Annotated in this window: 15 protein-coding genes and 2 pseudogenes; 6 read left to right on the top strand and 11 right to left on the bottom strand. The window is 66.3% G+C overall.

Translation table 11 applies throughout. The features are described 5' to 3' along the window. The coding region (locus tag QMZ05_RS35710) for a dienelactone hydrolase family protein (protein ID WP_353705014.1) at positions 1-552 on the top strand (552 nt) is incomplete at its 5' end. Positions 553-700: 148 nt separating this feature from the next. Here the strand turns inward: QMZ05_RS35710 and QMZ05_RS35705 are convergent. Together QMZ05_RS35705 and QMZ05_RS35700 are read right to left on the bottom strand one after the other, a co-directional pair. After that, positions 701-1,228, bottom strand: coding sequence for a VOC family protein (locus tag QMZ05_RS35705; RefSeq protein WP_353705013.1), 528 nt, complete (start codon positions 1,226-1,228; stop codon positions 701-703). A 169-nt stretch (positions 1,229-1,397) separates the two neighbouring features. Beyond that, a pseudogene (locus QMZ05_RS35700) lies at positions 1,398-1,682 on the bottom strand (biphenyl 2,3-dioxygenase); the annotation flags it as partial. A 344-nt stretch (positions 1,683-2,026) separates the two neighbouring features. Between QMZ05_RS35700 and QMZ05_RS35695 the strand changes: the two are divergent. After that, positions 2,027-4,192, top strand: a complete 2,166-nt coding sequence (locus QMZ05_RS35695) for an anthranilate synthase component I (protein WP_353705012.1) — start codon at positions 2,027-2,029, stop codon at positions 4,190-4,192. Between the two features lie 115 nt (positions 4,193-4,307). Next, a complete protein-coding gene (locus QMZ05_RS35690) occupies positions 4,308-4,847 on the top strand; it encodes an adenine phosphoribosyltransferase (RefSeq protein ID WP_074131621.1) in 540 nt (179 codons plus the stop codon). 165 nt (positions 4,848-5,012) lie between these two features. On the opposite strand, the gene QMZ05_RS35685 is transcribed toward QMZ05_RS35690, so the two are convergent. The 8 genes from QMZ05_RS35685 to QMZ05_RS35650 all read right to left on the bottom strand — a co-directional run bounded on the left by QMZ05_RS35685 (position 5,013) and on the right by QMZ05_RS35650 (position 15,106). Then, positions 5,013-5,681: a hypothetical protein gene (locus QMZ05_RS35685; RefSeq protein ID WP_353705011.1), complete on the bottom strand. Its 669-nt coding sequence runs from the start codon at positions 5,679-5,681 to the stop codon at positions 5,013-5,015. Between the two features lie 129 nt (positions 5,682-5,810). Then, the gene (locus QMZ05_RS35680; RefSeq protein ID WP_146987181.1) at positions 5,811-6,554 is read right to left on the bottom strand and encodes a hypothetical protein; all 744 of its coding nucleotides are present in this window, start codon (positions 6,552-6,554) and stop codon (positions 5,811-5,813) included. A gap of 224 nt (positions 6,555-6,778) precedes the next feature. Further along, complete coding sequence (locus QMZ05_RS35675) at positions 6,779-8,032, bottom strand: M48 family metallopeptidase (RefSeq protein ID WP_353705010.1); 1,254 nt, start codon at positions 8,030-8,032, stop codon at positions 6,779-6,781. Between the two features lie 133 nt (positions 8,033-8,165). Beyond that, entirely contained in the window at positions 8,166-8,726 is a 561-nt protein-coding gene (locus QMZ05_RS35670; RefSeq protein ID WP_353705009.1) for a LemA family protein, read from the bottom strand. 213 nt (positions 8,727-8,939) lie between these two features. Next, complete coding sequence (locus tag QMZ05_RS35665) at positions 8,940-9,944, bottom strand: small ribosomal subunit Rsm22 family protein (RefSeq protein WP_353705008.1); 1,005 nt, start codon at positions 9,942-9,944, stop codon at positions 8,940-8,942. A gap of 103 nt (positions 9,945-10,047) precedes the next feature. Next, a complete protein-coding gene (gene smc / locus QMZ05_RS35660; protein WP_353705007.1) occupies positions 10,048-13,512 on the bottom strand; it encodes a chromosome segregation protein SMC in 3,465 nt (1,154 codons plus the stop codon). A gap of 334 nt (positions 13,513-13,846) precedes the next feature. Next, on the bottom strand, positions 13,847-14,503 hold the full coding sequence (locus QMZ05_RS35655; RefSeq protein WP_353705006.1) for a DsbA family protein: 657 nt from the start codon (positions 14,501-14,503) through the stop codon (positions 13,847-13,849). A gap of 123 nt (positions 14,504-14,626) precedes the next feature. Then, positions 14,627-15,106, bottom strand: coding sequence for a DciA family protein (locus tag QMZ05_RS35650; RefSeq protein ID WP_353705005.1), 480 nt, complete (start codon positions 15,104-15,106; stop codon positions 14,627-14,629). Between the two features lie 141 nt (positions 15,107-15,247). Between QMZ05_RS35650 and mutY the strand changes: the two genes are divergently transcribed. Continuing rightward, a complete protein-coding gene (mutY, locus tag QMZ05_RS35645; protein ID WP_353705004.1) occupies positions 15,248-16,339 on the top strand; it encodes an A/G-specific adenine glycosylase in 1,092 nt (363 codons plus the stop codon). Positions 16,340-16,408: 69 nt separating this feature from the next. Then, complete coding sequence (locus QMZ05_RS35640; RefSeq protein WP_353705003.1) at positions 16,409-16,843, top strand: PaaI family thioesterase; 435 nt, start codon at positions 16,409-16,411, stop codon at positions 16,841-16,843. A gap of 117 nt (positions 16,844-16,960) precedes the next feature. On the opposite strand, the gene QMZ05_RS35635 is transcribed toward QMZ05_RS35640, so the two are convergent. Continuing rightward, positions 16,961-18,226, bottom strand: a complete 1,266-nt coding sequence (locus QMZ05_RS35635; protein ID WP_353705002.1) for a flavin-dependent oxidoreductase — start codon at positions 18,224-18,226, stop codon at positions 16,961-16,963. A gap of 174 nt (positions 18,227-18,400) precedes the next feature. Between QMZ05_RS35635 and QMZ05_RS35630 the strand changes: the two are divergent. Then, positions 18,401-18,484 (top strand): annotated as a pseudogene (locus tag QMZ05_RS35630) (glutathione S-transferase); the annotation flags it as partial.

The raw sequence follows: 18,484 nt of genomic DNA, 5'->3' as shown, positions 1-18,484 counted from the left end.
CAGATCAAGGGCATGTGCGATCGCTTCGCGCGGGCCGGGTTCGATGCGCTGGCGCCCGATCTCTACAAGGGCAAGGTGGTGCCCTATCACGACACCGATGCGGCCGGCAAAGAGATGAACTCGCTCGACTTCATGGACGCCACCACGCAGACGGTGCGCGGCGCCGCGCAATATCTCGCCAAGAACGGCGCCAAGGTCGGCCTGACCGGCTTCTGCCTCGGCGGCGCGGTGACCATCATCGGTGCCACCAAGATCCCGGAATTGACGGCCGGTGTGGTGTTCTACGGCATTCCGCCGGAGCAGGCGGCGAAGCCCGCGGACGTTCGGATTCCGCTGCAGGGCCATTTTGCCACCAAGGACGACTGGTGCACGCCGGCGCTGGTCGATGGCTTCGAGAAGGCGATGAAGGCCGCGGGCAAATCGCTGGAGCTCTATCGCTATGACGCCGACCACGGTTTCGGCAACGAGCAGCGCCTGTCGGTGCACGACCGCCAGTGCGCAGAACTGGCTTGGGACCGGGCGACGGACTTCTTCAAGAAGCATCTGGGGTAACACGATTGCGAAAACCACCGGCGTCGTCCCGGCGAAGGCCGGGACCCATACGCCGCGGCTTTTGCAATGGGCACCCTAGCAGTCATCGCGCCAGACAACCGCACCCTGTGGTTATGGGTCCCGGCCTTCGCCGGGACGACGCAAGTCGTTATGAACCCCGCACCCCGTCCCACCACGGGCAGGTGCCCGACATCAGCCTGAAATTGCCTTCCATCACCTGCACCGGTGCGCGCTTGCCTTCCGAGGCGGCGCGCATCCGCATCTCGCGCGCGACGGCGCGGTCTTCCGGCGACAGCCAGACGCGCTCATGGCCCCACAGGCTCGGGCCGTCATGCATCTCGAACGGCGTCCAGTTCGCAGGATCGATCTCGCGGCCGCCCCAGCCGCACTCGACCATGAAGGCTGACGGCGACTTGGCGTAGAACGACGTCATCAGATCGTTGGTGTGGCGGCCGAGCGTGACGTTGACCCGGTCTTCCTGCTGCGCGACGTCGTAGGCTTGGCCGACATCGTCGAGCGAGAACAATTCGACCATCAGATGATGCATGCCGTTGCTGCCGGTCTCGATCAGCGCCAGCGAGTGGTGGCGCGCATTGACGTGGAAGAAATAGGCACGGAACGGTTTCTCGATGTAGTCGCTGAGGCCGAAGCCGAGCACGTCGACATAGAAGCTCATCACGGGCGCGATGTTCTCGACGGCCGAGCCCGAGTGCACCGGTGCGGAAGCCGGAGATCGAGCGGCCCGGCTTGAACGGCGTGTCGTCGATCTCGGCGCCATGAAACGCCTCGAGACGGTTGCCGGCCGGATCCCGGAACGAGATCAGCCCGCGCACCCGCCGTGCGTCGGCGAGGGTTTGCGGCTCCGATGTCACGGCAACGCCGGCGCGCTCGAGCCGCGCCGCCAGCGCGTCGAGCGCGGTGGCGTCCGCCACCTCCCAGCCGAAGAACCTGGTCCCTTCGCCCTGCGCGCGGTCGATCACGATGCGTTGCTTGCGGTCGTCCATCCGGAACGCGAGCAGCGAGTTGCCGCGCTCGATCGCCTGCAGCCCGACCAGGCCGGTGCCGAATTGCCGCCAGTCGTCGAGCGCGTCGGAGCCGAAGCCGGCATATCCGAGACCCAAAATCGCCATTTGCGCCTCCGCCATCTGTCTGTTTTTTGGGCGGCTGGCCGGCCGCCATTTCCACAAATCCTACGCGGAATCCCGTCCCTTCAAACCCCGAAAATGTCGCCCGGAGGGGCGTCCAGGATTGGGGCAGGGGTGTCGGGCCATCCCTTGACACGGCCCGCGCCGGGTGGTGTGTAGCGCCCATGAGCACCGTTGCCAGTCCATCCCGTCGTTGGTGGCCCACCTTCTCATAGGTGGCCGGTGCGTTTTCATTTTCTCAAAAACGTCGAAGGTCGCCATCGCAGTGCGACGGTCCCCTTCGTTTGTCCTGTGTGGCGCTCTCTCGGCAAGTCTCGTAAGAGGATCACATGAACAGGACAGTCTTCTCCCTGCCGGCTCGAAGCGAATACCTCACCAATGGCGGCCTCGCGGTCGCGCGGGTGGTCGAGCAGTTCACCGGCGGCGCCAACCGCCTCGACGATCTCATCGCGCTGCTCGACCGTCGCCGCGGCGTGGTGCTGTCCTCGGGCACGACGGTGCCGGGCCGCTACGAGAGCTTCGACCTCGGCTTTGCCGATCCGCCGCTGGTGCTGGAGACCTCAGGCACCGATTTCTCGTTGCAGGCGCTGAACCCGCGCGGCGAGGTGCTGATCGCCTTCCTCGGCGACGTGCTGCGCGAGCCCTGCGTCGTGATCTCGGAGCGGAGCACCACAAAGCTCGCCGGCCATATCATCCGCGGCGAAGCCCCGGTCGAGGAAGACCAGCGCACCCGCCGCGCCAGCGTGATGTCGCTGGTGCGCGACATGGTGGCGGCGTTCACCTCCAATGCCGATCCGCTGCTCGGCCTGTTCGGCGCCTTCGCCTACGACCTCGTGTTCCAGATCGAGGACCTCGTGCAGAAGCGCGCGCGCGAGGCCGACCAGCGCGACATCGTGCTCTACGTGCCGGACCGGCTGCTGGCCTATGACCGCGCCACCGGCCGCGGCGTGGCGCTGAATTACGAGTTTGCGTGGAAAGGCAAATCCACCGCCGGCCAGTCGCACGAGACTGCGCCGAGCCTCTATGCCAAGACCGACCGGCAGGGCTTTGCCGATCACGCGCCGGGCGAATACCAGGCGACCGTCGAAGTCGCCCGCGCGGCGTTCGCCCGCGGCGATCTGTTCGAGGCGGTGCCCGGGCAGCTGTTCGCCGAGCCCTGCGAGCGCTCGCCGGCGGAAGTGTTCCAGCGGCTCTGCCGCATCAATCCGTCGCCCTATGGCGCGCTGATGAATCTCGGCGACGGCGAATTCCTGGTCTCGGCCTCGCCCGAGATGTTCGTGCGCTCCGACGGCCGCCGGGTCGAGACCTGCCCGATCTCGGGCACCATCGCGCGCGGCTCGGATTCGATCGGCGATGCCGAGCAGATCCGCAAGCTGCTGAACTCGGAGAAGGACGAGTTCGAGCTCAACATGTGCACCGACGTCGACCGCAACGACAAGGCGCGGGTCTGCGTGCCCGGTACCATCAAGGTGCTGGCGCGGCGACAGATCGAGACCTACTCAAAGCTGTTCCACACCGTCGACCATGTCGAGGGCATGCTGCGACCGGGCTTCGATTCGCTCGACGCCTTCCTCACCCACGCCTGGGCCGTGACGGTGACCGGCGCGCCGAAGCTGTGGGCGATGCAGTTCGTCGAGGACCATGAGCGGTCGCCGCGGCGCTGGTATGCCGGCGCGATCGGCTGCGTCAATTTCGACGGCAGCATCAACACCGGGCTCACCATCCGCACCATCCGCATGAAGGACGGCCTCGCCGAGGTGCGTGTCGGCGCGACCTGCCTGTTCGACTCGGATCCGGCCGCGGAAGACCGCGAGTGCCAGGTCAAGGCGGCGGCGCTGTTCCAGGCGCTGCGCGGCGATCCGCCGAAGCCGCTGTCCGATTTCGCGCCCGATGCCACCGGCTCGGGCAAGAACGTGCTCTTGATCGATCATGACGACAGTTTCGTGCACATGCTGGCCGATTACTTCCGCCAGGTCGGCGCCAACGTCACCGTGGTCAGGCACGTCCATGCCCAGGACATGCTCAAGAAGAAGGGCTGGGATCTGCTGGTGCTGTCGCCCGGACCGGGCCGCCCGGAGGATTTCGGCATCGCGAAAACCATCGACACCGCGCTCGAGAAGCAGCTGCCGATCTTCGGCGTCTGCCTCGGCGTGCAGGCGATCGGCGAATATTTCGGCGGCCAGCTTGGCCAGCTCGGCCAGCCCGCGCATGGCCGTCCCTCACGCGTCCAGGTCCGCGGCGGCCGGCTGATGCGTAATCTGCCGAATGAGATCGTGATCGGCCGCTATCACTCCCTCTATGTCGAGCGCGACAGCGTGCCCGAGGTGCTGGCGGTGACCGCGACCACCGAAGACGGCGTGGCGATGGTGATCGAGCACAAGACCCTGCCGGTCGGCGGCGTGCAATTCCATCCGGAATCGCTGATGTCGCTCGGCAACGAGGTCGGCTTGCGCATTGTCGAGAATGCATTCCGGCTTAATCCCGGAGCGAATTGATTTGGACCGTCATTGCGAGGAGCGAAGCGACGAAGCAATCCATCTTTCCGCATGCGCTGAGGAATGGATTGCTTCGCTGCGCTCGCAATGACGACGCGGAGAAAGCGAGACAGCAATGACCTTCGACCACGACATCAAGGCGACCGTTCGCACCATCCCGGACTACCCGAAGAAGGGCATCCTGTTTCGCGACATCACGACGCTGCTCGCGGATGCCCGCGCGTTCCGCCGGGCGGTCGATGAGCTGGTGCATCCCTGGGCCGGGGCGAAGGTCGACAAGGTCGCGGGCATCGAGGCGCGCGGCTTCATCCTCGGCGGCGCGGTGGCGCATCAGCTCTCCGCCGGCTTCGTGCCGATCCGCAAGAAGGGCAAGCTGCCGCACACCACGGTGCGGATCGCCTACTCGCTGGAATACGGTATCGATGAGATGGAGATGCATGCCGACGCCGTGCAGCCCGGCGAGCGCGTGATCCTGGTCGACGATCTGATCGCGACCGGCGGCACCGCGGAGGGCGCGGTGAAGCTCTTGCGCCAGATCGGCGCCAACGTGGTCGCGGCCTGCTTCATCATCGATTTGCCCGACCTCGGCGGCGCGGCAAAGCTGCGCGCGATGGATGTCCCGGTGCGCACGCTGATGGCGTTCGAGGGGCATTAAGGCCTGGCGTCACTCCCTCCACACGTCGTCCCGGCGAAAGCCGGGACCCATAACCACGAATGCTGGTTGTGGGAAAATGCTGCGACCCCAGCCTTCGTCAAATATACAGCTGTGGTTATGGGTCCCGGCTCCCATGCGCAATTGCGCACTAGGCCGGGACGACGGCTAACCCCGCTGCAGCAGCATGCTGAGCTCGAGATCCCGGAACGTCGTGTAATTCCGCCGGATCCACTGGTGCAGTTCGGTGGATGAATCCTTCTCCTGGCGCAGATAGCCCGTGAAGGAGAAGGTCAGCCGGTCGATATAGGTCTTCAGGAACACCGGCAGCGCACGGAAGCGCAGCACCTTGCTTGCGGTCATGACAGGCGGCAGCTCGCCGCGCACCACGAATTCATTGTCGATGACGATGAGCGCATTCGGCGGGATCAGGCCTTGCAGCGTCTGGTAGCCGCGCACCGAGGCGCGGTCGGTGTCGGCGACATACAGGATCACCGGCGAGACGCGGCGGCGCAGCGCCTCCTTCATCAGTCCGATTTCGTCGCACATTTTGAAGAATTCGTCGAAGGCGTGGTAGCCGAGGTCGATCACCTTGGCGATGCCGTCATTGACGATGACCCGGTCCATCAGCTGCATCTTGCCGTAGGTGTCGATCACGTCGGCGGTTTCCGTGATCCGCGGCAGGTAGTCGAGCAGCGACGGCTCTTTCAGGTTGATGTCGTAGCAGACCACGTCGCCGTTCTTGAGCAGCAGGAATTCGCCGAGCAGCCGCGCGATCAGCGTCTTGCCGACCTGCGGGCGGGGCGAGCAGATGATGTAGACGGGCGTGGATGACATCGCCCGCTATATCAGGCCAAATTTTCGCCTAATCCAGCCCCATCGCCGCCCCGGGCGCGACTTTTTTCGCTGCGCCCAAGCGCGAACTTTTCGCTGCCCCGGGCGCGACGTCGTCGCTGACCCGCTCGACTATTTTTCGCCCTTGGCCGACTTGGCGCCGACCAGGTCGGTCAGCTTGATCCGGTCGAACTCGCTCCAGACATTGGCGAGCCAGTGCCGGACATAGCCGCGCAGCACGAACGAATAATTCGCGGCGTCGTCGTTGATCTGCTTGTTGGCGACGAACTTCAGGAACGGAACCGAGGACACCTCGACCTGCTCATAGGCCATTTCGTTGAGCTTGGGGATCGTGAGGTCGGTCGCGTCCTTGATGCGGTGGAAGTAGGAATTGTAGGTCGCCTGGTCCCACTGGAAGAACTGGGTGTCGTTGATGAAGTTCTTCACCAGGAAATATTTCGCGCCGCCCATGAAGCCGGCGGTCTCGGCGATCTCGTCCAGCGAGGCGATCGAGGGGCCGAGGATATGGAACACGGCGAAGGTGATCTGGCCGGAGCGCGCCGCGTCGAGGAAGCCGATGTCGCGCAGCGAGGCCAGCGCGGGCGACAGCAGGCCGGCGCGGACGTCGATCACGGTGACCGCGGGGCCCGAGTTCAGCGTATCGAAGATCTTCATTTGGTCCGCGGTCGTCGTCATGTCGACGATCTCGGTGATGTCGGGATGGAAGCGCTTCAGCGTGCCGCGCGGCGATTCGGTGTCGAACGCCCGGGTCTGCACATTGTTGGCACTGAAATAGTCCAGGAGCGTCCGCGAGACGGTGGTCTTGCCGACCCCGCCCTTGTCAGCACCCACCACGATCACAACCGGCTTTGCCATGGAAGTCCCTTAAAGCGCGCTCCCGACCGCGATGGCGGCCGGCAAGTCCCCACACTGCTTTGGGCGCGAACATGGCAGAAACGAGGGAGAATTCAATTCCTTAAGGCGCTCACGATCGGTTTGGTGGGGAATTCCTTAATGGACTGAGTAGGCTAGGCATGATCCGAAAAATGGCGCAGCGGTTTTCCAGGAAAATCATCCCAAATCAAAGAGAGCCGGCGCGATCAGCGGTGCCGGCCCCAAGGGCCTTGCAGAGGACCTTGGAGTGGGTCCAGCGGCCCCAACGGACCCGGTCTGGGGCCGGTGCCAGGTAGCGGCGGCGGGTTGTTCGGCTGCGCGGGCGGCGTGTCGCCCCACGGGCCGTGGGTCACCGGCGGAGGCTGGTCGCCCGCCGCGGTCGGCTGGTCCTGCGTCGCGGTCTGGTCCGAGGTCTCATCCGGCAGCGCCAGCGGTCCGGGATCGTGACCGCCGGCATATTTCACCAGCGCATCCACCCGGGACTTCACCGACGGATGGGTCGCGAACAGGTCGGCAAAGCCCTCGCGCGGATTGTCGACGCAGAGTTCCATCACCGCCGAGGTGGCGTCCGGCAACTCGCCGCGGTTCTCGATCTTGCGCAGCGCCGAGATCATCGCATCGGGATTCTTGGTCAGCTCGACCGAGCCGGCATCGGCGAGGAATTCGCGCGAGCGCGACAGCGCGAGCTTGACCACCTGGGACAGCAGCCAGGCCAGCACGATCAGCGCGACCGCGATGATGATCACGATGATCGCGCCGCCGCCAGAGCCCTTGCTGTCACGATCCGAGGACGATCTCGACGATGAGGAGGATGACGACGACGACCAGCCGCCTCCGCCGCCGCTCGAGTTCCACGACAGGTTTGTGAACAGGCGGAAGAACAGCTCGCCGAAGAAGCCGACCGCGCCGGCGATGATCACCGCGATCACCATCAGCTGGACGTCGCCGTTCTTGATATGGGTGAGCTCGTGGCCGAGCACGGCCTCGATCTCCTGGTCGTTCAGCGCCTTCAGCAGACCCGTGGTGACCGTGACGGCGTATTGGCGCGGGTTGAGGCCAGTCGCGAACGCATTCAGCGCCGGGCTGTCCATCACCTTCAGCTTCGGCATCGGGATGCCGCGCGAGATGCAGAGGTTTTCCAAGAGATTGTAGAGCCGCGGCTGCTGCTGCCGCGTCACGCTCTCGCCGCCGGTCACGGCGTCGATCATCTTCTGGTGGAAGAAATAGGCGATCACGATCCAGGCCACCGCCGCGATCGTCGCCCATGGCAATGCCGACACCAGGTCGCGCGAGGCCCGCGTCAAATAATAGTCGACCGTGCGGCCGCCATCGATCATCACCTCCGCGACCAGCGCACCGGCATAGACCAGCACGTAGATCAGCAGGAACAGGCCGCCAAGCAGCAGCATCGAACGAAACTTGTTCGATGCGATATGCGTGTAGAGACCATAGGCGGCCATGACTAACCGTCGTCATTCCGGGGCACGCCAACGGCGTGAACCCGGAATCCAGAGGTTTCTTGGTTGATCGAGATTCCGGGTTCGATGCTTCGCATCGCCCCGGAATGACGGGGTTGGCTGGATGCCATGATAATCAGAACTTTACGCTCGGTGCCGCCTCGACCTCCGTTCGGCTGGCGCCGAGGTCGAAGAAATCCTTGCGGGTGAAGCCGAACATGCCGGCGAACAGTGCGGCCGGCATCTGCTGGATGCCGGTGTTGTATTCCTGGACCGCGTTGTTGAAGAAGCGGCGGCTGGCGGCGATCTTGTTCTCGAGATCGGAAAGCTCCGATGCGAGCTGCTGGAAATTGGCGTTGGCCTTGAGGTCCGGATAGGCCTCCGACAGCGCGATCAGCCGGCCGAGCGCGCCGGAGAGCTGGTTCTCCGCCGCCGAGACCTGGGCCGGCCCCTGCGCGGACATCGCCGAGTTGCGCGCCTTGATGACGTCGTCGAGCGTGCCGCGCTCATGCGCGGCATAGCCCTTCACGGTCTCGACCAGGTTCGGGATCAGGTCGTGGCGCTGCTTGAGTTGCACGTCGATGTCGGCAAAGGCCTGGCTGACCCGCTGGCCGAGCGCGACGAGGCGGTTGTAGGCGCCGAATGCAAACAGCACGAGAAGGACGATGACGCCGATAACGATCCAGCTGGTCGACATGACAGGGCAACTCCTGATGGACGAGACGGCGGCACCGTAGCCCAAGATCGAGGCGCAGGGCAGCCCGCCGCGAAGAGGTGGGCAATGTCTTGGTCGGGGATGGATACAAATTGGTTCAACATCGTCGTCCCGGCGAAACCCGGGACCCATACGCCGCGGCCCGTGGAAAGGGCACAAGCGGCGTCGGCTTTGCTTCACAATTGAGATCGGTGGTTATGGGTCCCGGCCTTCGCCGGGACGACGCGAGTTGTCGGTGACCGCATCGCCCCAGCGCCAGCGCCGGGCGCTGGCGTAATCGGCCTTGGCGCGGCGCGGCACCCTGGCGACGATGACGCCTTCAGGCGTGCAGAGCTTGGCCGCGATCTCGACCTTGCCGACATCCGGCTGCGCCAGCACGCGCGATGGCCTGTTTTCAACGCGCGCGCGGCTCAGCGCGACATAGGCGAAGCGCTCGTCCTCGAACGGGGCGTCGACGCCCTTGACCTGCTTGTGCGCGCGCGAGCGTTGCAGGCGCTGCGAGAAGTGGCACCAGTCGGGCGCGACCAGCGGGCAGGCGCCGTCATGCGGGCAGGGCGCAGTGACATGCGCGCCGGCTGCGATCAATCGCGCGCGGAGTGCGATGATCCGCGCATAGCCTGCGGGGGTGCCGGGCTCGACGATCAGCAGGGTATCCCTGGTTTTCTCCCACAAGACATCGGTGAGCGCGTCGCGCTCGGCATCATTGAGCTCGTTGATGACGTAGCTCGCGATCACGAGCTCGGCGGCCTCGGCATGCGCCGCATAGGTGCGGGCCTGGCCGAGCTCGTAGGTGATGCGGCGCAAGCGGTCACTCCGGCGCGTGAGGTCGAGCGCCAGCGTGCGCAGGGCCTCATTGGCATCGAGCAGAGTGAACGCCTGCAACGACGGGAAGGCCTCCGCAGCGGCCCAGGTCGCAGTCCCGGGTCCGGCGCCGACATCGAGCAGGCTCGTGGGCGCGAAGTCCGGCCTGATTTCGGAGAGTGCATTGAGGCTCGCCACCACGGCGGCATAGGTCGCCGGCATCCGCGCCACGGCGTAGGCCAGCGCATCAGTCTCGGTCTTGATAGTCGAGGAGCCGCCGCCCTCGCGATAGGTCTGCGAAATCACCGCCGCTCGGCCCGCGGCGTCGCTGCGCGACAGGCCTTCGAGCCGGGCGTTGAGGGCGGCGCGCAGTTCGGCGGGAAGGTCAGGTGAGGTCATGTGCCGTCATTTCTACGTCATTCCGGGGCGGCGCAGCCGAACCCGGAATCTCGAGATTCCGGGTTCGGTGCTACGCACCGCCCCGGAATGACGACATCGTATCCTACGCCACGTTCTGGTCGAGAATATCGACCGCGCCCTGCAGGTCGACCGACACCAGCTGCGAGACGCCGCGTTCGGCCATGGTGACGCCGAACAGCCGGTTCATCCGCGCCATCGTGATCGGATTGTGCGTGATGATGATGAAGCGCGTGTCCGTCGAACCGGTCATTTCGTGCAGCAGGCTGCAGAACCGTTCGACGTTGTGGTCGTCGAGCGGCGCGTCGACTTCGTCCAGCACGCAGATCGGCGACGGGTTGGTGAGGAACACCGCGAAGATCAGCGAGAGCGCGGTCAGCGCCTGCTCGCCGCCCGAGAGCAGCGACAGCGTCTGCGGCTTCTTGCCGGGCGGCTTGGCGATGATCTCGAGGCCGGCTTCGAGCGGATCGTCGCTCTCGATCAGGTGCAGCGCCGCTTCGCCGCCGCCGAACAGCTCGGTGAACAGCCGCTTGAAGTGGTTGTTGACGGTCTCGAACGAGGTCAGCAGGCGCTCGCGGGCTTCGCGGTTGAGGCTCTGGATGCCCTGGCGCAGTCGCTTGATCGCCTCGACGAGGTCGTCGCGTTCGGTGGTCAGCGCGGTGTGCTGGGTCTCTACTTCCTTGAGCTCTTCTTCGGCGCGCAGATTGACGGCGCCGAGCCGCTCGCGGTCGCGGCGCAGCTTTTCGAGTTCTTCCTCGACCTGCGCGACGGGCGGCAGCTCCGCGCCGGGCTCGATCTCGGCCATGCCGACGACCGCGCTCGGCTCGACCTCGAGCATGTCGTGGATCTCGCGCTCGATGTCGGCTAGGCGGCGGCGGGTGCCTTCCATGCGCTCTTCGGCGCGCGCGGTGGCCTCGCGGGACGACGACAGCGCTTCGAGCGTGGCCTTGGCGACGCGGTCGGTTTCCGCCATCGCGGATTCCGCGGTCGCCAGCGCGTCGGCGGCGATCCGGCGATCGCCCTCGGCGTGCTCGATCTCCGTGATCAGCGCGCTGCGCTTCTCGGCGAACACTTCCGGCGCGTTGGCGAGCTCTTCGCGCTCGATTGACACCTCGGCGATGCGCGCCTCGATGGTCCCCACCTGCGAGGCGGCGCTGGTCTTGCGGTTCTGCCATTCGTTGCGCTCGGCAAGGATCGCCTGCACGCGGCGGTCGGCAAGCTCGGCCTCGCGGGCGAGCGCCTGCGCCTCGGCGCGGACCTGCGCCGCGGCACGGCGCTGGTTGTCGATCTCGGCGCGAACCGCGGCGAGCTGGGCTTCGGTCTCGACACCCGGCGGCAGCTCGGCGAGCGCGGCAGCCGCGCTCTCATGCGCGGCTTCGGCCTCGGCGCGGTCGGCGGCGACGCGGCTGTGCGCCTCGGTAAGCGCCGATTTGCGCGCGGCATGGCGGTTGATCTCGCGCTCGGTCGCGGCATGGCGTTCGCGCGCGGCATCGGTCTCGCGGCGGGCGGCGCGCACCGCTTCACGCGAGGCACCCTCGGCGGCGGACGCCGAGCGCAGTTCTTCCTCAGCCGTCTCCAGCGCCTGGCGCTTGGCGGCGGCATCGATGCGGGCCTGTTCCAGCTCATGCTCGATATCGACCAGGCGGGCGCGTTCGGCGAGGCGGCGCGCGGCGCCGGTCGGGGCATGCGCGTCGGCGACAAAGCCGTCCCAGCGCCAGACGTCGCCTTCGAGCGACACCAGCCGCTGGCCGGTCTTCAGCTGCGACACCAGATCCGCGCCGCGTTCCTTCGCCACCACGCCGATCTGGGCGAGACGGCGCGCCAGTTCCGGCGGCGCCTGGACGTGATCGGCCAGCCGCTCGACGCCGTCAGGCAGGGAGGGGTCGCCCGATGCCTCACCGACATTGGTCCAGCGCATCGGCGCCGAGGAATCCACGGGCGCATCGAGGTCGTCGCCGAGCACGGCGCCGATCGCCTTTTCATAACCCTTGGCGACCGTGATGCCGTCGATGATCGGCGGCCACAGATTCTTGGTCTCGCTGGTGACCAGCTTGGAGATGGTGCGGGCTTCGGTCTCGAGCCGCTGCACGCGCTTCTCGGCCTCAACGAGCGGATTGCGGGAGGCTTCCAGCGTCTGCCGCGCGGCAGCGTGGTGCATTTCGCTGGACTGCACGGCCGCCTCGGACTCGGCGAGCGTCTGCTGCGCCATCTCCATGGCGGCGGCGAGCGCGTCGATGTCGCCGAGATTGCCGGTCTCCTGCGCGAGCTTGGTCTCCTCGGCCTGGACGTTGGCGATCTCCTGATCGAGCCGCGCCAACCGGTCGCGATGCGTGCGCACGCCGGCCTCGAGCTGGTTGCGCTTCGCGGTGAGGTCGGCAAGTTGCGTGGTCAGCTCGGAGAACTGCCGCTCGGTCGCGGCGAGGATCTCTTCGGCCTCCGAGACGCGCTCGTCGACGCCGGAGCGCTTCTCGACGCGCGACTTGATCTCTTCCTTCAGCTCGGCGTCTTCGGTGTCGAGTCGTTGCAGCGCGATGTCGGCATCGGAGGTCTGCTGCTGCTCGCGCGCGATGTCCTGGGCGAACTGGGTGAGGCGGCGATCGAGCTCGCCGACGCGCTCCTTGGCGCGCTGCTCCTCGCGGTCGAGCATCTCGCGCGCATTAGTCAGGCGCTGCAGGCCGGCGGCGGCGCGCGCCTCGGCATCGCGCAGCGCGGGCAGTTCGGTGGCGCGGATCGCCTGGATGCGCGCGGCTTCCGCCTGATGCTGGGTGCGCTCGGCCATCTCGCGCACGGCGAGATCATGGGTGCGCGCGGCGTCGTTGACGTCGGCGTTGGCCTCGATCCAGCGCAGGTGGAACAGCATCGCCTCGGACTTGCGCACCTTGGCCGCGACCTCGCGGTAGCGGATCGCCTGGCGGGCCTGCTTCTTCAGGCCTTCCATCTGTCCGGTGAGCTGGCCGATCACGTCCTCGACGCGGGTGAGGTTGGTTTCGGCCGCCTTGAGCCGCAGTTCCGCCTCGTGACGGCGGGCATGCAGGCCGGCGACGCCGGCGGCGTCTTCCAGCACGCGGCGGCGCTGCTCGGGCTTGGCCTGGATGATCTCGCCGATCTTGCCTTGGTGGACCAGCGCCGGCGAACGCGCGCCGGTGGCGGCGTCGGCGAACAGGATCTGCACGTCGCGGGCACGCACGTCGCGGCCGTTGATGCGGTAGACCGAGCCGGCCTCGCGCTCGATGCGGCGGGAGATTTCGAGCAGCTGGCTGTCATTCATCGCGGCCGGTGCCGAGCGATCGGAATTGTCGATCGTCATCACGACTTCGGCGTGGTTGCGCGCGGGACGGTTGCCGGAACCGGCGAAGATCACAGCATCCATATCGGCGGCGCGCAGCGATTTGTGCGAGGTCTCGCCCATCGCCCAGCGCAGCGCTTCGACGAGATTGGATTTGCCGCAGCCGTTCGGTCCGACGACGCCGGTCAGGCCCGGCTCGATCATGAAATCGGTGGGTTCAACGAACGACTTGAAACCGTGCAGGCGGAGGCGCGTGAGCTTCATGTACACAAATCTCGTTTGGCCGGGCGCGAATCTCCCTGCCGTGACAATACCATGGATGGCAATGTCGGTGTCTGGGGTGAATAGCTGCGTGCAGCTCTCATGAGCGGCGACAATGGCGATGCCTGCGCGTCAGGGCAACCGCTTGACCTAGCTTTTCCCAAGGGATTTGCAGGGGTTTTATGGCCCTTGCATGTCCGCGGAGATTCGCATCGGGCGAATCAGGTTTTCAACAACGAAATAATGCGATCGCCGCATGCCGTGATCGCAAGTCATCCACAATTATCGTGCCCGACTCAAAATCGGGCACCACGATGTCAGGCTCGAAGGTTTGCGATTAGCTCTTCAGCAGCGGATCGATGTGTTTGCTGAATTCCTCGAACGAGGTCTCGCCCTTCAGCATCTCGCCATTGATGAAGAAGGTCGGCGTCGAGTTCACCTTCAGCACGTCGTTGGCGTATTTCTGGTCGGCGGCGATCTTGTCGAGCAGCGTCTGATCCTTCAGACACTCCTCGACCTGCTGCTGGCTGAGGCCGGCCTGCTTGCCGATCCGGGTCAGCGTCTCGGTGGTGTTCTTCACCACCCAGTCGTTCTGCTGGCGGAACAAGAGGTCGATCACGGCGAAGAATTTCGGCGCGTCGTCCTTGGCGATGCAGCGCGCCAGCATCGAGCCGGCGGCGGCCTTGATGTCGAGTGGAAATTCGCGGAACACGTAACGGACCTTGCCAGAGTCGATGTAGGTCGACTTGATCTTCGGGAACACGGTCTCGTTGAAATTGGCGCAGTGCGGGCAGGTCATCGAGGCGTATTCGACGATGGTCACCTTGGCGTCCTGCGGGCCGAGGCCCATGTCCGGCAGCGACTGCGGCTTGGCGACCTCGGCGGCGGTCTGCGCGAACGCGTCCGTGATCAGGCGCAGCGGCGACAGGCCGGCGAGGGCGGCAAGCCCGGTCAGCGAGAGAGCGGTGGTGAAAGCGCGGCGCGTGATGATCAAGGTCAGCTCCCGGATTGGCGCATTCACGCCACAATGAAGGGGGTCCCGAAAAAGAAGCCTTCGCTAGCTTGAAACGGCCATTGTGGCAATGCCGGGGTCTCGCGGCCGGCCTGCGGAAAAGCGTCAATTTCGCTTGATCGAGGCACCCAGCCGGGCCAGCGCCGCGCGCAGGTCGTCGTCCTCCACGGCGCCGAGGTTTGCCGCCTCCCGGGCCACGATTTTGGCGTCGGGCGGGCGCGGCCGCGCCGGGCGGCTGCGGCGCGAGAGGGGCGCCTGCCGGATCGTCAGGCGGCCGACCGCGTGCCAGCCGAAGAACCGGTTCACCCGTTCCAGAATCACGTCGGAGGAGTGCTGGATCTCGAGTGCCATCGGCCCCTCGACCCGCAGCACCAGCGTGGCCGGCTCCTGCGGCTGGCCCTCCACCGGCCGCGGCCACTGCATCTTCATTGGTTCGCAAAAGGTGGCGATCCGCTCGCCCGCGATCTCGGTCCAGCGCGTCACCAGTTCGCGCGCGGCAAAGCCCTGCTTGGCGTAGGCGTCGGTGAAGACGTCGCTGAGCAGGATCGACAGGGGCTTTGCGCTGATCGGGCCAGGTTTGGACATGAAGGGGTTATAGCAGCGGTGGCGATGTGGCCGAAACAATGTTCATCATTGTGGCGGCGTTTCCGCGGCCAGCAAAGAAAGACGTGGATGCCCGGGTCAACCCTGGGCATGACGTGGCGGGATGTGCCTTAAGATGGGTCCATGAGCTCGCGCGCGGCCGCCAAAGCCAGACCGACCGACCAGAAGGCCGACCGGCCGGCACGGCTGCTCGCTTGGTATGACCGGCATCGCCGGACGTTGCCGTGGCGCGCGAAGGCCGGGGAGCGGGCGGATCCGTACCGGGTGTGGCTGTCCGAGATCATGCTGCAGCAGACCACGGTGCGGGCGGTCGGACCTTACTTCGAGAAATTCGTGGCGCGCTGGCCCGATGTGACCGCGCTCGGCCGCGCCTCGCTCGACGATGTGCTGAGGATGTGGGCCGGGCTCGGCTATTATTCGCGGGCGCGCAATTTGCACGCCTGCGCAGTTGCGGTGACGGGCGATCATGGCGGGGCATTTCCGGACACCGAGGACGGCCTGCGCGCGCTGCCCGGCATCGGGCCCTATACCGCGGCGGCGATCGCCGCGATCGCGTTCGACCGCCGGACCATGCCGGTGGACGGCAATATCGAGCGCGTGGTCACCCGGCTCTACGCTATCGAGGAGGCGCTGCCGCAGGCCAAGCCGCTGATCAAGGAGATGGCGGCAACATTGCTCGGCCCGGCTCGTGCCGGCGACAGCGCGCAGGCCTTGATGGATCTCGGCGCCACCATCTGCACGCCGAAGAAGCCGGCCTGCGCATCGTGTCCGCTGAATGACGACTGCGCAGGCCGCATCCGGGGCGACCAGGAAACCTTCCCACGCAAGGCGCCGAAGAAGAGCGGCACGTTGCGCCGCGGCGCTGCCTTCGTGGTGACGCGCGGCGGCGAGCTCCTGGTGCGCTCGCGCCCGGAAAAAGGCCTGCTCGGCGGCATGACCGAGGTGCCGGGGTCGGAGTGGCTTGCCGGGCAGCAGGATGCCGCGGCGCTGGCGCAGGCTCCGGAACTCAAGGGCGTGGCGCGCTGGCACCGTAAGGCCGGAGTCGTCACGCATGTGTTCACGCATTTCCCGCTCGAGATCGTCGTCTACACCGCGACAGTTTCGCCGCGCACGCGCGCGCCGGAGGGCATGCGCTGGGTGCCGGTCGCGACGCTGGACGCCGAGGCGTTTCCCAACGTGATGCGCAAGGTGGTCGCACACGGGCTCGATCTCTGACGTTGGCTCCTGCTGACACCATGCTGGCAGCAGGGCTCGGGTACGACCTCCAGAACAACGGAGGCCGCCATGATCGCAACCGCGCTCGACCACATCCCGATGCCGCCTGTCGCAAAGCTGCTCGGCTGGCGGCTTGTCGACGCACGCCCGCAGGACGGCTGGATCAGGATGGCCTTCGACGGCAAGCAGGATTTCTGCAATCCGGCCGGCTTCATCCAGGGCGGCATGCTTTCGGCGATGCTCGACGACACGATGGGGCCGGCGGTGTTCGTGATGACCGAGGGCAGGCTCTTCACCACGACGATCTCGATGACCGTGAACTTCCTCGCGCCTGCCAGGCCCGGGCCGGTCACCGGCGAGGCGACGGTGACGCAGCTCGGCAAGACCATCGCCTTTGTCGAGGGCCGGCTGACTTCGGCTGAAGGCACGCTGCTCGCGACGGCGAGCAGCAGCATCCGCCTGGTGGAAGCGCCGCTTGCGCTCCAGTTTAATCCGTCACCCTGAGGTGCGAGCTCTTGCGAGCCTCGAAGGGTCGACGGCCACCAGCCGGGCCGTGCATGCTTCGAGACGCGCGTGCCGCGCTCCTCAGCATGACGGGGATAGACTGTAGCCGAGCCTAGGTCAGCCCGGCCGCTGCACGATCGGCGGCTTGGCGTTCAGCCCCTCGACCTGGAAACCGGCGACGCGCTTGTAGTTGGTGGCGATGTCTTCCAGCTCCTGCTGCGACAGCACGTCGGTGACGACCTTGAAGCCATCAGGCGCGCGCTCCTCGACCAGCTGCATCACCTGCTCCGGGCCGTTGCGGCGGTTCAGCATCACGAGGTCGGTCGTTGCGGGCCGCCGCTCGGCCTCATAGGCTGACAGCGCGGCCTGCGTTGCGCCATGCGCCAGGATTTCGCGCGTCAGCGTGCGCGCATCCAAAATCGCCTGCGAGGCGCCGTTGGAGCCGATCGGGTACATCGGATGCGCGGCGTCGCCCATCAGCGTGACGCGGCCGAACGTCCATTGCGGGATCGGGTCGCGATCGACCAGCGGATATTCATAGGCATGCGGGCAGTTCCGGATCAGGCCCGGCACGTCCAGCCAGTCGAAATTCCAGCTCTCGAACCACGGCAGGAACTCGTCGAGTCTTGCCGTGCGGTTATAGTCCTCGCGGCGCCACTGATAGGTCGGCGGCATGTGCCGCTCGGCGACCCAGTTGATGTCGAACTTGCCGTCGGCGCCGGCCTCCTTCGAGATCGGATAGCAGACGAATTTCAACGTCTCGTGGCCGGCCATGATCATGGTGCGGCCGGTCAGGAAGGCGTTGCCGCGGGTGATGCCCCGCCACAGGATGCGGCCGTTCCAGATCGGCGGCCCTTCCTGCGGATAGAGCTTCTCGCGCACCGCCGAATGGATGCCGTCGGCGGCGATCAGCACCGCGCCGTCATAGCTGCCCGCGGGCTTGCCGGTGGCGCGATCGATGAAGTCGGCGCGGACGCCGTCCGCCGTCTCGGTCCAGCCGGTGAGATGATGGCTGGTCAGGATGTTGGCAGCTCCAAGCCGTGCGATCGCCGCATCGAGCAGCAGCTGTTGCAGGCGGCCGCGATGGATCGAGAATTGTGGCCATTTGTAGCCGGCCTCGAGCCCGCGCGGCTCGCTCCAGATCGGCTTGCCGTGCTTGGAGAAATAGGCGAGCTCGCGGGTGCGCACCGCCGATGCGTCGAGCACGTCGTGCAGGCCGAGCTCGATCAGTTCACGCACCGCATGCGGCAGCACGTTGATGCCGACGCCGAGCGGCCGGAGCTCCGGCACGCTCTCGAACACGCGGCAGGGCACCCCGATCTGGTGCAGGCTGAGCGCCAGCGTCAGCCCGCCAATTCCGCCACCTGCAATGAGCACAGTCATGAAAAGCCCTCTCGATTGGCCATGGTCATCGCACGGCGGCGCCGCCGCGGGCAAGGTCCGCGGCAGCCCGCGGGGTGGACGGCAAGGGATGCTGCCGCTAACGTCCGCCACATCCTATAAAAAGGTAAGGGCCGGGTTCGCCACGAACCGACAAGGCCCGCAGAGGACAACGACATGCTCAAGCTCTATACCGCCCCCGGCACCTGTGCGCTCGCCTCCCACATCGCGCTGGCCGAAGCCGGCGCGCCCTATACGGTC

Source organism: Bradyrhizobium sp. INPA03-11B (genome assembly GCF_040446015.1).
Classification (GTDB): Bacteria; Pseudomonadota; Alphaproteobacteria; order Rhizobiales; family Xanthobacteraceae; genus Bradyrhizobium; species Bradyrhizobium macuxiense_A.
This window is presented reverse-complemented; position numbering and strand designations above follow the sequence as displayed.